At 36.3% G+C, this 15,294-nt stretch carries 11 protein-coding genes and 2 pseudogenes; 6 read left to right on the plus strand and 7 right to left on the minus strand.

The annotated features are described in order from the left end of the window. Nucleotides 1-46: 46 nt before the first annotated feature. From AC2VOY_RS08030 to AC2VOY_RS08040, 3 genes are all read left to right on the plus strand, one after another. Nucleotides 47-910 (plus strand): rhamnosyltransferase, encoded by an 864-nt coding sequence (locus AC2VOY_RS08030; RefSeq protein WP_491830807.1) that lies wholly within the window; start codon nucleotides 47-49, stop codon nucleotides 908-910. Further along, nucleotides 891-2,021, plus strand: a complete 1,131-nt coding sequence (locus tag AC2VOY_RS08035) for a glycosyltransferase family 4 protein (RefSeq protein WP_491830808.1) — start codon at nucleotides 891-893, stop codon at nucleotides 2,019-2,021. The genes AC2VOY_RS08030 and AC2VOY_RS08035 overlap by 20 nt, the downstream gene beginning before the upstream one ends. A 519-nt stretch (nucleotides 2,022-2,540) precedes the next feature. Continuing rightward, nucleotides 2,541-3,554, plus strand: a complete 1,014-nt coding sequence (locus AC2VOY_RS08040) for an acyltransferase family protein (RefSeq protein WP_491830809.1) — start codon at nucleotides 2,541-2,543, stop codon at nucleotides 3,552-3,554. 89 nt (nucleotides 3,555-3,643) lie between these two features. Here AC2VOY_RS08040 and AC2VOY_RS08045 read toward each other — a convergent pair. The 4 genes and pseudogenes from AC2VOY_RS08045 to AC2VOY_RS08060 form a co-directional block, all read right to left on the minus strand. Continuing rightward, a pseudogene (locus AC2VOY_RS08045) lies at nucleotides 3,644-4,666 on the minus strand (IS630 family transposase). A 273-nt stretch (nucleotides 4,667-4,939) separates the two neighbouring features. Continuing rightward, the gene (locus AC2VOY_RS08050; RefSeq protein ID WP_491830811.1) at nucleotides 4,940-5,809 is read right to left on the minus strand and encodes a tetratricopeptide repeat protein; all 870 of its coding nucleotides are present in this window, start codon (nucleotides 5,807-5,809) and stop codon (nucleotides 4,940-4,942) included. Between the two features lie 276 nt (nucleotides 5,810-6,085). Beyond that, complete coding sequence (locus AC2VOY_RS08055) at nucleotides 6,086-6,385, minus strand: hypothetical protein (RefSeq protein WP_491830812.1); 300 nt, start codon at nucleotides 6,383-6,385, stop codon at nucleotides 6,086-6,088. A gap of 19 nt (nucleotides 6,386-6,404) precedes the next feature. Then, a complete protein-coding gene (locus AC2VOY_RS08060; RefSeq protein ID WP_491830814.1) occupies nucleotides 6,405-8,294 on the minus strand; it encodes a polysaccharide biosynthesis protein in 1,890 nt (629 codons plus the stop codon). A gap of 170 nt (nucleotides 8,295-8,464) precedes the next feature. On the opposite strand from AC2VOY_RS08060, the pseudogene AC2VOY_RS08065 reads away from it, so the two are divergent. From AC2VOY_RS08065 to AC2VOY_RS08075, 3 genes and pseudogenes are all read left to right on the plus strand, one after another. After that, a pseudogene (locus AC2VOY_RS08065) lies at nucleotides 8,465-9,373 on the plus strand (NAD-dependent epimerase/dehydratase family protein); the annotation flags it as partial. Between the two features lie 78 nt (nucleotides 9,374-9,451). Further along, entirely contained in the window at nucleotides 9,452-10,045 is a 594-nt protein-coding gene (locus AC2VOY_RS08070) for a sugar transferase (RefSeq protein ID WP_491833052.1), read from the plus strand. A gap of 32 nt (nucleotides 10,046-10,077) precedes the next feature. Then, on the plus strand, nucleotides 10,078-11,244 hold the full coding sequence (locus tag AC2VOY_RS08075; RefSeq protein WP_491830815.1) for a nucleotide sugar dehydrogenase: 1,167 nt from the start codon (nucleotides 10,078-10,080) through the stop codon (nucleotides 11,242-11,244). 85 nt (nucleotides 11,245-11,329) lie between these two features. On the opposite strand, the gene AC2VOY_RS08080 is transcribed toward AC2VOY_RS08075, so the two are convergent. From AC2VOY_RS08080 to AC2VOY_RS08090, 3 genes are all read right to left on the minus strand, one after another. Continuing rightward, nucleotides 11,330-11,812: a Spy/CpxP family protein refolding chaperone gene (locus tag AC2VOY_RS08080; protein ID WP_491830816.1), complete on the minus strand. Its 483-nt coding sequence runs from the start codon at nucleotides 11,810-11,812 to the stop codon at nucleotides 11,330-11,332. A 142-nt stretch (nucleotides 11,813-11,954) separates the two neighbouring features. Next, a complete protein-coding gene (locus AC2VOY_RS08085) occupies nucleotides 11,955-13,307 on the minus strand; it encodes an MATE family efflux transporter (protein ID WP_491830818.1) in 1,353 nt (450 codons plus the stop codon). A 183-nt stretch (nucleotides 13,308-13,490) separates the two neighbouring features. Next, complete coding sequence (locus AC2VOY_RS08090; protein ID WP_491830819.1) at nucleotides 13,491-14,969, minus strand: Fic family protein; 1,479 nt, start codon at nucleotides 14,967-14,969, stop codon at nucleotides 13,491-13,493. Nucleotides 14,970-15,294 lie beyond the last annotated feature (325 nt).

The following is a 15,294-nucleotide window of genomic DNA, read 5'->3' on the forward strand; positions in this document are numbered from 1 at the left end:
TTAAATATAAGTTCTTTAGAGTTAACCTAAGAGTTAAATAATTAAATTGATTTCAGCTATTATTACTTTATATAAAGCAAGTTTATCTGATTTAGAGTCTCTCTATGATGGTATAAAAAATGATATTGACATTATTATTGTTGTAAATAACAACAATAATATACTTAAATCAGATAAATTCGATATTATTAACTTGCAAGGCAATCATGGGATTGCCTTTGCTCAAAATAAAGGTATCGAAAAATCAATAGAGTTAGGTGTATCTGATGTTGTCTTCTTTGATCAAGACAGCAAACCTGAACCTGGCTTTATAAACGCATTATTAAATGCAAAGCAGAGTGAAGTATCTAGAAAGATTGCCTCTGTTGGGGGCGTTCATATAGATAAAGATACAAGAAAAAGCTCTATTTTTATTCAAACAAATAACAATAAATTAGAAAAGTTAAATGTTGATAATACTACTGAAGAAATCTATCCCGACTTTATTATATCATCAGGGAGTTTGGTTCCAATTGAAGTCTTATTAGATGTTGGTTTCATGGATGAAAATTTATTTATTGATTGTGTAGATATTGAATGGTGTTATCGAGCTAAATCTAAAGGATATTCACATTTAATTGCTAAAGATGCAAAGATGTATCATAAAATAGGAGGAGTACCTTTGCGATTATTTGGTCAAGACTTAACGACTCATCCACCAATACGGCATTATTATTATTATCGAAATTTTTATCACTTACTGAAACGAAATTACATACCTATATCTTGGAAATTTTACGTATTTATTAAATCAAGTATTCAAGCTTTAATTTTTTGTTTGTTTCTTAAGCCTAGGTTTGAACATTTTAAAGCAATTACTCTTGGTATTTACCATGGATTAAAAGGCAAGTATGGAAAATATCAAGAATAAATTAGTGTTTGTTGTTAATGTTGATTGGTACTTTAAGCTTCATTGGATTGATAGAGCTTTAACTGCACAAAAAGCTGGCTTTGAAGTTTACTTAGTAACTAAATTCTCATCTGAAGGAAATAAATCGTACTTTGAAAGTTTAGATATAAAGTGTATTGACTGGAGTTTGAAGCGCTCCAGTCTTTCAATTTATAGAGAATTTAAATCATATAAATCTTTAAAGAATATTTTAAATAGTATTAATCCTAATGTTATACATTCTATTACAATAAAGCCAAATATCTACTCTGGATTTTATAATAAAAGAAAAAATATAAAGCTGATACGAAGTGTTACAGGAACTGGCGCCATATTTTCCAATAATAAATTACATTATAGAATATTAAAATATATAGTAAAGAAATTATATAAACATTCAAGTTTTGATGCTAATAGTGTATATATATTTGAAAATAAATATGATTTAACTTTATTTAGTTCAGAGTGTCTTTCTGGAAGAAATAAATTAATCCATATACCTGGAGCGGGAATTGATACTTCTCAGTTCTATCCTACATCGAAAATTTTAGAAAATAAATGTATTACAGTTTTATTTGCAGCTCGTCTTTTAAAAGATAAAGGCCTAGATCTAGTTATAGATACAGTTATAGTAGCTCATAATAAAGGTATTGATGTTAGGTTAAAAATAGCTGGTATTTTTGATCAAGATGTAAGAGGTTCATATAAATTAGATGATATTTTAACTAGAATAAAAAAATATCCATTTATAGAGTTTTTAGGACAAATAGATGATATGCAATCACTATTAAATTCTGTAGACATAGTTGCGCTCCCTACTCGTTATGGCGAGGGTATTCCAAGAATCCTATTAGAAGCAGGAGCGACTAAAAGGTTAGTTATCACAACAAATGTAGCTGGTTGTAACGAGCTTATATCACATAATGAAACAGGATTTCTTATTGAAAATAAACATGACTTTTTATCTTTAATAGAGAATCTTGATAAAAAAAAATGTATTAAAATATCAAATAATTTGTATTGGACTATACTCGATAAATATCAGAAGGAGATCATTTGTAAGCGTTTTGATGAAATATATAGAAGTAATTAATTATTAATTAATCAAAATTTTAGGTTATGTTAACTTCCTTTAAAATAAGATATGTTGAAATAGAAATTTTAGCCATAATTAAATGGATGAGATATCTATGAAAAATTACGTTTTACAGAAATTCAGATCATCAACATTCTTAAGGAAGCTTATGTAGGTGTGAAAGTCGAAGAATTATATGAAATAAGCAGTGTTATCTACTACAAATGGAAATCCCAGGTGGTTTAGATGTATCTGAATTAGCACAAGTCAAAGAGTTATAAGAAGAAAATATTAGGCTTAAAAAGATTTTTACAGATGTTACTCTTGAAACTCAAGCTATGAAGGAATTATTTGCAAAATGGGTTAGTAACAGTAGAATGAAAAAACGGTGCACAATTATTAGTCAGCTTAGACTTAAGTGCATTGAAAGCTTTAAATATGATAAATATAAGTGTTTTATAAACCAGAGTAAGTTATGTTTACTGTACTTTATAGTATAGTTTAATTTTTATTTTAATTTAATAAATAGAATTTAGTATGGAAATTAGAAAGTTAAATGCAATGAGAGGTTTGGCAGCATTAATTGTTGTAATATCTCACTTCAGTAACAATACTGGTATATGGGGGGGGCTACTGGGTAGAGGTGCTGGGCAGTATGGTGTTATGCTATTTTTTATATTAAGTGGATTTTTAATGTCTTATTTATATATAGGGAAGGAATACAGCAGGCATAATATAATACAATATGGAGTTTCTAGAGCTACAAGGGTTTTACCTTTGTTTATTTTAGTTGTAATATTATCTTATGTTTTTCATTGTTTTGGTTTCAATAGTATCTTATATAACATACCATCAATTGAGTTATTATTATCACACCTTTTATTAATCAATGGTATATCAGTTCTGTGGACCGTAGGAACTGAAATTCAATTCTATGTTTTATTTCTATTTATATGGAGATTAGAGAAAAATAAGCCTAATTACTATGTCTATGTGTTATTGGCTGCCTCTATAATCCTTCTATTCTTTGGATATACAGCTAACCCTAAAGGTAATATTTTGGGTGTTCCATATTCATTCGCATTATTTTTTAGTTTTCCTTATTTCTTAACTGGTGTTGCTTTTGGTAGACTATATGTGAATTTCAATATACCTGAAAGGTTAAAGAGTAATTGGTTTATATTAACACTACTAATAATACCTATGATGTTTCCTAGTATTTATTCTCAAATAACGGGCTTTGGCAATAAAATGTGGGCTGATGTTGGAGTTTGGACCGTAATTTCATTAACTTTCTTTTCTTTTTTATTTTTAATTCCAGAAGATAATAAATTTCTATCAAATAAATTTGGTGATTTCTTAGGTAAAATATCATACTCTTTGTATATTTTACATATGCCTATCTTAATGTGGTTAAATAGGTTTAATTTTGAGAGTGTCTACTTGTATCTTTTTTCGTTTATAAGTTTAAGTATTCTCACTGCGTACCTCTCATTTAGATTTATTGAACATCCTTTGAATATAAGGCTTAAAAGAATAATGAACAATTAATATCTAAATGTGTATAATAGGTGCAAGATAATAAAGATAACTTCAATTTCGTTGTACTTATTTCTTTATTTTGAATTTTTGTATACCCATCAACTTGGAGTTGCAGGTTTCAAAACCTGAAAGTTATCGTTAATTCGGGTCGTAAGCGAGCCTGCAACTTTTGGTAAAGTCACATGGAGAAATGTAATTATTGCATCCTTAAAGGATGCTTTTGTAGGGAAGTAAACATTATTTCTGGCATGTTTATGCATGACCTTCCACAGTCGCTCAATTGGATTTAAATTTGGACTGTATGGCGGTAAATAATGCAGTTCAATATTTAGCATAAAGGCAAAATCTTTCACCAACTGACTTCGATGATACCCTGCACCATCAAGTATGACATGGACCTTTTGCCCCAACGAATAATGTTCTTTTTTGAGTTTCTAAAAGAAACGAGCAATACTTTCACTATTAATCGTTTCATAACTTTCAGTCACAGTAGCAGCTATATCAGTTAGATGTAGCGCACCAACAAAGTTCAATCGAGTACGACTACCAGTGGTTTCAATCACTTTGTCTTTACCTTTGCGGATCCAACCATAAGTAATCTTGGTCGCTTGACTTGGATGCACAGCACCCATAAACAAAATAGGTTCGTTTTGTTTTTTAGCTCCTGATAATATTGAATAAAAGAATTTTGAGCTTCAGGATTAAACCTATGTGGAACACCTTTAGGTTGCTTATAAGAGAAACCATTATGATGTAACCATTTATTCATTCCAGCGACCGTATAGGTAACTTTAAACTCATTTTGAACGTATCCAACGATCTGATGAGTATGAAAATAGGTATGTTCTGTTAAGTGTTCAATCAATGACATCGTTTCAGCAGCATTTAGTTTGCTTTGTAAACCACCATTTTCAGGAGCCAATTTTAGACTGTAGATAATCATTAAGATGACAAATCACTGTTGTTTGATGAATTCGCAATGCTTGCGAAATCATAGGAACAGACCAATCTTCAGATGAAAGCAAAACGGCCTTAATGCGATCACGCACACGGCCGTCGCGAGCAGAATCATGAATACGCTCAAGTTGTTTTTTCTTTTGATTGGACAGTTTAATTTTCATGTTGACTAGCATGATCCTATTCATCGAGAAAATCAAGCATCTTCAATGAGCACGGGTATATCTTATAGTGATAGTAACATTAATTCCAATTAGACTCACACCGCTCTAAAAAATCCATTTCAATATTTTTATTTTTTATTTTTGTTGATGTCTTAGATATCCAAAATATAAGGTCTTTATCTTCTAACTTCCTTTTTATCATCTCTTTATAATTTAGAATACCATTTTCATAACCTAATTCTAAATTTAATCGATTATTTAAATGATTTATTATTAGCTCATCTTGATTGTATTTTTGAATGGTATCTTTAGCTTTAGAGTAGTTTTTTGGTTTAGTAATAGTGATATATAACAATTAACTATATTCATATTTTCAGGGAATTTATTTAATACATTTTCTAGTGTATTGAGAGAGTCTAATTCTTCACCTTGATTTATTAAAAATGCTGACTTCTGTATATAAAATACAGAATTATTTGAATTGTCTGTTATTGCTCGGTTATAAAAATATATAGCTTCTTTATGTTTATTTAATTTTTCATAACATTCAGCAACTAGCATGCTTACATAAGGAGCATAACTACCTAGCAGTTTTGCTTGAGAGAAAAATTTGATTGCCTGAGAGTACATCTTTTTGATTTTTAATAGTTTTGCTAGCTCTAAGTGAATTAATCCATCGGTATTGAATTTATTTGATATGATATTTGAAATTAAATCAGCATCTTCATTTTTGATTACTGAATTATTATTTTGTTTAGATATTATAAAACTCTTAAGATCTTTCGCTGTGAAAGAGTTAAAGTCAATGTTTTCTGTATTTGAGTGATGACTTATTTCATTATCTAATTCTATCTTTTGAATATCTTGGATGTTTTGTAGGTACTTGTTACTTTTTACTATTTCACTTGGTTTAGGCGTATAAAAGACAGGTTCTTCGTCCGAATGTTTAAAAGTAGATAAATTAAGTAACTCATTCCAAACTAGGTTTAGTTTTACATTCAGTGAAGTAGATATATTTTGAAGTATATTTTCGTTCGCTGTATCCCTTAAAAGATTAGGATTATATGGCGATGCTATAGATTCATCTAACTGAAATCCAAATTTTTGATTGATTTCCTTAATTATAGGAGCTTGATTAAACAAAGATCTTTGAGTGACAAGTATAATTTTGCTTGGGTGCTTTTAGCAAAACTAAGAAATTTTTTATTATACGCAAGCCACATTTTTGCAGCCAGTTCAGGATCTATCCAAAAGTTAATGTGTATATTATTGTTTAAATTCTCAGGAAGATTATGTGCAAGTTCTCGACTACTTCGATGTAATAATGATTCAATGCAGCTTGCCCAATGACGAATTATTAATAAATAATGACCATTAGAATTTAGCGATTCATGCCATTCATTTAAAAATAAACAGCTTCTAGGGTCTTTTATCCCCCCAATATTCACTATGCTGTGAACGCGTATTAATATATTTAGAAAGGAAATTGTTTTGTGGATTTAATTCTACTTCATCATGAAATTGCCATGTTGTACCAGATAAAGCAAGTTGTTCATCGTGCAAATTAACTAAAGGCCAGTCTTCAAAATGTCCTTTGGGGTTTGAGATATTTCCTCCCATGAGATTAACTCCCATGTTCAACCCTGCATCATGTAAGTAGTTAGCTGTTGCAGATGTTGCACTACGATGAAAGCCAGAACAAACTAAGACCTTTGACATTATAATTCCTATTTATATATTACTTTGTTCCCACATACCCACTAGGCGCTAATTTTATTTGGCGTCTAACCCCTTCCTCATCAAACACATGACAAGCTTTATCTAACTCACCTAGAATCTTTTCCATTTCATTCCAAGTTAGCTTCACTTCACTTGCCGTCATAATCTTAGGATGAGACGTTTGTTCGACATTATCCCCGATTAATAGCTCTTCATAAAGCTTTTCGCCAGGTCTAAGGCCAGTAAATTCAATTTGAATGCAATCACTTTGTTTGCCGTGTTCCTCTGCGCAGTCTTCAAACTCTGGGATATAAGGTTTTTTACCCATTAAATGAATCATACGTTTGGCAAGCTCTAAAATTTTGACTGACTCACCCATATCCAACACAAAGACTTGCCCATTCATGCCCATGGCACCGGCTTGGATAACGAGCTGCGCCGCTTCTGGGATCATCATAAAATAACGGGTGATTTCAGGGTGCGTGACGGTAATAGGCCCACCTTGTCTGACTTGGTTTTTAAACAGTGGCACAACAGAGCCAGAAGAGCCGAGCACATTACCAAAACGAACCATAGTGAAAATAGTACCATCTTGCTTTTCTGCTAAAGCTTGGAGCACTAGCTCAGCCATGCGCTTAGTTGCGCCCATAATGTTGGTTGGTCGCACGGCTTTATCTGTTGAAACTAAGGTAAAGTTACGCACTCCACTTTCAATTGCAGCTTGCGCGCAAAAGAGGGTGCCGAATATATTGTTACGCACGCCTTCAATGATATTATCTTCAACCAGTGGAACATGCTTATAAGCTGCAGCATGATAAACACTGTCTACCTTATGTTTTTGCATTAAAATCTGCAAGCGATGCTGCTTTTGCACAGAGCCAAGGGCAGAAACTATCTGCGTATCAAGCTTCATGCTTTGCTTCATCGAGTGAATTTCTTGGTCAATTTTATAAAGATTGTATTCATTTAATTCAAATAAAATGATTTTCGCAGGGCGCTGGAGCATAATTTGGCGACACAATTCACTACCAATCGAGCCACCTGCACCAGTGACCATAACAACTTGATGGCTGATGTTTCGTTTTAATAAATCTTGGTCAGGTTCCACTGCAGCACGGCCAAGTAAATCTGCAATATTTAAATCTTTTAAATCAGCTATTTTAGCGCGACCAGTGGCAATATCTTCAACCGAAGGTACAGATTGGATTTGAAGTGGCCAATTTGAAATGCGATTTAATAAAGCTAGGCGATCGGTTTGCGGGATATTATTTACTGCAAGCAAGACTTTGATCGGTTCATATAGCTTTCTTTGTTTTTCAAATTCACGCGGGTGATGGACACGAATGCCGCAAATAATTTGGCCAACTTTTGCAGGATCGTCATCAAATAAAATCGCAGGGTTGTATTCTTTACCATTGATTAAAGCGTAGGTGAGTTCACGGCCAGTTGAGCCAGCGCCATAAATAAAGACGTTTGGCTTACGTTTTTTATACACATTATCGTAATAGTTACGTACAAAAATACGTGGCCAGCCGAGTAAAATCGAACCAAAGCCAATAAAAATTAGCGGTACACTACGCGGCACAAAGGAATAAAAATAAAAACTAGAAACAGCCAAGGTCATAGCTGAGATGGTCACGCCCATGAAGATATGCCCAAGCGCAGGCAGCATCATATAACGCATTACCGCGCGGTACATCCCAGTGCGGATGAATACGCTAATGGTCACAGCTATCGTGACTGCAAGACTGGCGTACTCGCGTGGGGTAATTTCAAAAGAAAAAGTACCTAGGCGCACAGCAACAGAAAGGTATAAGGCTAAAGTGATGGCACAAATATCATAACAAATGGTAAGAAGGCGTTTTTGTTGTTTGGTTGTGCTGAGAAGTTGCTTAAATGCTTGGATCATAATTCTTATTTATATTTGAGTGACATGCTATTGTAATATGCTTTGGCGTGGATAGCCATATATGCACAAGCTAAGGTATAATTTTGACATTATCTAGACCCTATTACTGAATTCTTATTTTGGAAGGGATTATCCATTGAAATTAATTTGTGAGGCAAGTTTTGTCTAAAGTGTTATCTAAAGTTTTATTAAGCGGTGCGACAGGCTTTGTTGGCCAGCGTATTGCCTGCCTTGCATCGGACTATCGAAAGGATTTACGTCTTGGGCTGCGCACAGCATCGCCACTTGCATCAAGCTTCAATGGCCTAGATACGGTCAGCTTTGAACTTACTCCAGATTTTGATTACTCGCAAGCCCTACAAGGTATTGAGTGCGTCATTCATTGCGCAGCGCTTACGCATCAAATGCAATCAGGCTCTGAGCATTTATATGATGAGATGAATCATCAAGCAAGTGTGAACTTTGCCAAGCAAGCTGCAGATGCTGGCGTAAAGCGTTTTATCTTCTTAAGTTCAATTAAAGTTAATGGTGAAACCACAGCGCCAGATCAAAGCTTTAATGAAGAAATCAGCACACCACCGAGCGACCCATATGGCTTAAGTAAATATAAAGCTGAGCTTGCTTTAATTGAAATGTCGAAGCAAACCGATATGCAAGTTGTGATTATTCGACCGCCACTGATTTATGGCAAGGGCGTTAAAGCGAACTTTGCATCCATGATGAAATGGGTGGATAAGGGCTTGCCTTTACCCTTGGCTAGTTGCTCGCAAAAACGTAGTTTAATTTACCTTGATAACTTGGTTGATTTTATTTTTACCTGTGTCGATCACCCAGCTGCTGCGAACCAAACCTTTGTGATAAGTGACGGTGCGGATTTATCGCTGGCACAAATTCTACAAAAGCTTGCGATTGTGATGGGGCGTCCATCGCGCTTAATTCATTTGCCGCAAAAAGCTTTAACTACTCTTGCCAAAGGCTTAGGCAAAGAGGCGGTTGCACAACGTTTGACCCAAGGCTTACAGGTCGATGTAACCAAAGCGCAAACATTGCTAGGCTGGCAAGCCAAATATAGTGTCGAACAAGGCTTTGCTGCGACAGTAGAAGATTATATCCAAGCGAAACCCTTGGCCGAAAAGCAAACCGCAAGCTCAAAAGGGCTGAATAAGCAAACGGCATTTTTATTACGCAGCTTTGATTTTATTTTTGCGGCTTTAGGTATTTTATTTGGCTGGCCGATTTTTATTATTATTTATTTAATTGGCCTGCAAGATAGTAAGACGCCAGTGTTTCAGCAAGAGCGTGTCGGACGGGGGCAAAAGCCTTTTACTTTATATAAATTTCGTACTATGTGTGAGAGCACAAAATCAGTTGCAACTCATGAAGTAGACGCCTCTTCGGTAACAAAAATTGGCCATTTTCTACGTCGCACTAAATTAGATGAGTTGCCACAACTTTGGAATGTGCTCAAAGGTGAAATGAGTCTTGTCGGTCCAAGGCCGTGTTTATTTAATCAAACCGAACTCATTCAAGCGCGTGAAGCTAATGGGGTGTATAAAGTGCGTCCAGGGATCACAGGCCTTGCGCAAGTTAATGGCATTGATATGTCGACGCCGCAAAAGCTTGCTGAGGTAGATAAGCAAATGATTGATGCATTAAACACTACCCATTACTTCAAATATATATTTCAGACTGTATTTGGCAAAGGCTCTGGTGATAGAATCAAGACAGATACAAATACTAAAAAGCATTAAAATCCAAAACTTAAATAGGTTTAAGGTATAACATGAAAATTGCAATCGCAGGTACTGGCTATGTCGGCCTTTCAAACGCAGTGCTCCTGGCGCAGCATCATCAAGTTGTTGCCGTCGATATCATCCCTGAAAAGGTTGAATTGATTAACAATAAAAAGTCTCCAATAGTAGATGCTGAGATTGAAGATTTTTTAGCAAATAAAGACTTAAACCTAACCGCGACCACAGATAAAAACACAGCTTATCAAGATGCTGAGTTTGTCGTGATTGCGACTCCAACTGATTATGATGTCAAGACCAACTACTTTAATACGTCATCGGTTGAAGCTGTGATTAAAGACGTTCTTGCGATTAACCCAAATGCTGTGATGGTAATTAAATCAACTGTACCAGTGGGTTATACAGAGCAAATCAAACAAGACATGGGCTGTGAGAATATTCTCTTCTCACCAGAGTTCTTGCGTGAAGGGCGCGCACTATATGATAACTTGAACCCATCACGTATCATTGTTGGTGAGCAATCAGAGCGAGCGAAGATCTTTGCTGATCTTTTGGTTGAAGGGGCGCAAAAAGAGAATATCGATGTGCTGTTTACGAATTCAACTGAAGCTGAAGCAGTAAAACTCTTCTCTAATACTTACCTTGCAATGCGCGTGGCGTATTTCAATGAGTTAGATTCTTATGCTGAAGCACTAGGTCTAGATTCAAGACAAATCATTGAAGGTGTCTCGCTTGATCCGCGTATCGGGGATCACTATAACAACCCATCATTTGGTTATGGTGGTTACTGCTTACCGAAAGATACCAAGCAGCTTCTTGCTAACTATGACAGCGTACCGAATAATATTATTGGCGCGATTGTGGATGCGAACCGTACACGTAAAGATTTTGTTGCGGACTCTATTATCAGCCGTCAGCCTAAAATCGTTGGGGTTTATCGTCTTATCATGAAAGCAGGCTCAGATAACTTCCGCGCATCAAGCATTCAAGGAATTATGAAGCGTATTAAGGCGAAGGGTATTGAGGTTGTGGTATATGAACCTGTCTTAAAAGAAGATGAGTTTTTCAACTCACGTGTGGTGCGTGATTTAGAAGAATTTAAGCAAATCTCTGATGTGATTGTATCCAACCGCATGGCGAGCGAGCTCTCTGATGTGGCAGACAAAGTCTATACGCGTGATTTGTTTGGTAGTGACTAGGTTGTTATTACAAATTTTAATCTAAGCATCCCCTTATTGAGCATTTTACTTGTATTCAATAAGGGTTTTTTTAGTTCTAAGCTAATCAGTTATTCAAACGCTTTTCCCATTTCGCTTTTTTCTCTTGAAATTCTTTAATGCAGTTCTGTGCATTTTTGGTTTCAAGCTCACGAAATTTAGTACGCTGCTCTGGGGTTAAGACTTGCAGCATATCATAGCGTGCTTTGGCAGCTTCCACTTGGTTTTTGACTTGATAGCTAGATGCTTCAGTTGCGACTTGTTTCGCAGCGGCTTCATCAAATTTATCAGCATAGACAATATCAGCCATTTCTTTGAGCGCCTTTTGCGCAGCTTGCATATTCGTCTGCATACTCGCTTTTTTCGCTGCAGTGGCTTTATCTTTTACATCTGCAAGGCTCTTTTGTTGTGCATCAGTTAACTCAAGTTGCTTTAAAATAACCTTGTCTCCACCAATGTTGCACTTGTCCTCGCTAAAACCGAATGCAAAGCTAGAGGTTGCGGCAAAAGTCGTTGAAATTGCGATAGCAGTTAAAAGAAGTTTTTTCATGAATAAGCCTCGTTATGATAGGGAACTTAAATAAGATAGGTGAAGTGTGTATAAATTCCCAATAAGTTGAAATCTTTACCTTATCTTCACATATCTGTCAGGCAACCTGACTTTGAGCCTTTAGAGTGAAGCGCATCTTGGGTTATGGTGCAACATTCAATGGCTCTACATACTCTTTCCTCAGCCTTCTCGCATACAAATAAGCACAAATCCCTGAGCTTAAATTCCCCAAGCAAATCCCAATAAATAAACCTTTTACTGCGTAAAACTGCATCCCAATCCAAGCAAAGAATAAGTTAAATAAGAACAGGCGCGCAAAGTTCCAAGCAAAAGCCTTTAGCGGCAGGTGCATGGCATTTAAGCTGCTGACTAAAAGCATCACCATGCCTTGTGCGCCATAGCTAATGGGGACAATCAATAAATATATCCATAATAAATCTTGGACTTGGGTGTCTTGACTAAACATGTTAGCAATCGGAATGCTCAGCGGCACCATCATGATAAATAACAGAAATTGAAAGCCGATGGCAAAGTGCATGCCTTTAAATAAGGCTTTAAAGCTGCGCTTATATTGCTCCGCGCCCATATTTTGTGCGATGAAAGGCGTCATGCTGGAGGCGAGTGACATCATGACTAAAAGCATTAAAGATTCAACCCGTTGCGCAGCGCCGTAGGATGCAACTGCGCTTGCGCCAAAGCTAGCTAAAAAACTCATGATAATGGCGCCAGAAAGTGGACTCATGGCATTGGAAAATGAAGCCGGCATCCCTATCTTTAAGATCTGTTGCCAATCTGGAATAATTTGTGAAAGCTTGAGTTTGCATAAGAGCTTTTCACGGTAGATTAATACCCAAAGCGATGCAAGCAAGGCGAAGGACCAGCTGATCCCACTGGCAATTGCTGCGCCTTGGATCCCAAGCTCGGGAAAAGGGCCGATACCAAAAATAAGCAGAGGATCTAAAATGCCATTCATCACCCCAGATAAGAGCATGATTTGCGCTGGGGTTTTGGTGTCACCACTGGCGCGGATCGCGCTATTACCTGTCATCGGGATCACGAGCAGCGGAATGGTCAGATACCAAACTTGCATATATTGGCTGACTAAGTCGATGAGATCGTCACTCGCACCTAAGAGCCGAAATAAAGGTGTAATCGTAAAAAAGCCCAAAGCTGCGGCAAGGCTAACTAATACTAATGCTAATAAAATCCCGTGAGTGGAAAACTGCGCAGCGCCTTTGGTGTCGCCTTGACCTAAAAAGCGCCCAACATTAGCAGAAATTGCCATCCCTACGCCCATGGTGATGCAACTTACGCCAAAGGTGACAGGGAAGGTGAAACTAATCGCAGCCAGTGCGCTGGTGCCAAGGCGTGAGATAAAATAAGTGTCGACAAGATTAAACATCAAGATGGCGACCATGCCAAAAACCATAGGCAAGGTCATTCCCATTAGGACTTGGTTGATTGGCGCTGTCAGTAGGCCGTGTTTATCTTGCATAAAGCGCCTTATGTTAATGGTTTATACCCTTTATATTTGAAACTGCAGCTGTGTTAACTGCGCTCTATCGCCCGAATCACATATTACAATATGCTCATCGGGTCTCATCGCTTGTTGCCTTGCTGCATCTTCAACTATTTTGGGTTTAGATTGGTTTAGTTTTTATAGCTTATTTTTTATAGCTTATTTTTTATGAATAGTAGCTTGCTGAAGATAGCTTTGTTGCCAAGCTAAAAATGATCTCTCTGTCACACCAAGTGCTATTAAGGCGCCAGTGTGGAGCGAGTCTAGCTCTGCAAGCGTCATTGCAATAAATTTATCTGGATTTTCAATTTGTTTATCATGGCAAAAATCACTTAAAAAATCTTCGATGGCTTGGAGTTTGACAATATTTTTGTGAATAATTTCGCCAATAGCTTGCTTTCTTTGGACGCGGTACAAAATTCTATAACTATCAATACTTCCTAAGGATTCTTCTACGATTTGATATTGCTGACTTGAACGTTGATATGCCCAGATAAATACTTCGAGCATAGGTAGGTGATCACCAGTTTCATAAAAGTAGATCATAGATTGGATGTAATCATCTTTTGGGACATCAATGAAGCTTAAAGGACATAAGTTTTCTTGTATAAAAGGTAAATTACAACTTAAACGAGCGGTACGTTTATTTATATCTTCAAAGGCTTGCAGATAAGATATATGGATCAAGAGGAAAAATGATTGCTCAAAAGGGTCTAAAATCTGACTCGCTTTTCTAAGCAAAAGTTGAAAGGCTTCTTCGAGTTGCAAGCCTGCGCTTAAAGGTGTGTAAGAAGTTTGGGTAATTTTTACATCTATTTTTCTCAACTGCCCGCAACTTTCGGGCTTTGGCAATAAATCTTGCGCTAAAATTTGATGCAAATTGCGGATCACAAAACTATTAAGTGACAGCTCTGGTGCATTTTCAATTAAAAATAAAATCGCCTCTTTGTGGTTCAGCAGCATAACGGTTTCGTCATCAAACTTACCGTCGATAGCTTCACCCAGCTCTAAGAGCCTTTGCGTCTCTAAGATTGAATAAGTATTGCCTTCAAGTCTGCTTGAGTTATATGACAGATCGATCAACAGCCTTTGGGTGATATTTTTTGCATAAGTCCCAGCGGCAAGTTTTTTATTGAAACGCTTTCCAAGTTGATGCAACTGCATACAAGTTTCAGCTGATAGATAGCGGCTTTTATTTGGGATGTAGGTTTCAATAAAAGAGAGGTCATAATGCGTCTTTTCTCTCGCGTATGATGGCGTATCAAAGTGCTTGAATTTTTCACGTGATGAACGAGATAAAATAAGCTGAGTGAGACTATTATCATTTGATGCTGTGTAATTAGGCGCTTTAGGTGAACGTAGTTGCCTTGCTGGGTTGAAGTGCGTCTCACGTTCAATATTATCATCGGTTGAAAGATGAGCCGGCTTTAGAGACATATATCTTAGCCCACTGCGATTCCCTTGGGACTGAATACGTCCTTCATCGACAAGTGTTTTGAGGCGTCTTTGAAGGGTTTTATCGTGAATATTTAACCCAAGCTTGGCTTTGATTTGGCTTCGCGACAGAGGCGCTAGTTCTTTATTTACAAGCAATTCAATGCTTAATAGCTCAAAATGTATTTGGTCTGCTTGGCTCATGCTTGTTCCTTTAGCTTAGGTTCTTCTTCGAAAAGTAACTCTTTTTAGGACATTATAGTCTAACTTAGGACACTTTTTAAATTAAGGACAATGTATTTTAGGACAAATTTAACCCTCGAAGATAAATGCTCAGACTTAAAGGTTTAGGTTTATCGATTTAAACCCCGCTCCAGATCACAAAAAAATCGCTTTAGAAGAAAAAATTTTTACGCTTGCCCCTTGGGATCTTCCAAAACGTCCCCAAGATCTAAAGCAGTTGAATGAAAAGCATAAAAACGGTTTTTCATTAATCCCAATAAAACATAAAACTTATACTTTAACCCGA

The organism is Vibrio sp. KMM 9700 (assembly GCF_058545285.1).

Bases quoted from the DNA above. Each gene is read 5' to 3' on its own strand.
- AC2VOY_RS08035 (WP_491830808.1), top strand. From the start codon at position 891: ATGGAAAATATCAAGAATAAATTAGTGTTTGTTGTTAATGTTGATTGG.
- AC2VOY_RS08090 (WP_491830819.1), bottom strand. From the start codon at position 14,969: ATGAGCCAAGCAGACCAAATACATTTTGAGCTATTAAGCATTGAATTG.
- AC2VOY_RS08080 (WP_491830816.1), bottom strand. From the start codon at position 11,812: ATGAAAAAACTTCTTTTAACTGCTATCGCAATTTCAACGACTTTTGCC.
- AC2VOY_RS08040 (WP_491830809.1), top strand. From the start codon at position 2,541: ATGGAAATTAGAAAGTTAAATGCAATGAGAGGTTTGGCAGCATTAATT.
- AC2VOY_RS08055 (WP_491830812.1), bottom strand. From the start codon at position 6,385: ATGTCAAAGGTCTTAGTTTGTTCTGGCTTTCATCGTAGTGCAACATCT.
- AC2VOY_RS08060 (WP_491830814.1), bottom strand. From the start codon at position 8,294: ATGATCCAAGCATTTAAGCAACTTCTCAGCACAACCAAACAACAAAAA.
- AC2VOY_RS08075 (WP_491830815.1), top strand. From the start codon at position 10,078: ATGAAAATTGCAATCGCAGGTACTGGCTATGTCGGCCTTTCAAACGCA.
- AC2VOY_RS08085 (WP_491830818.1), bottom strand. From the start codon at position 13,307: ATGCAAGATAAACACGGCCTACTGACAGCGCCAATCAACCAAGTCCTA.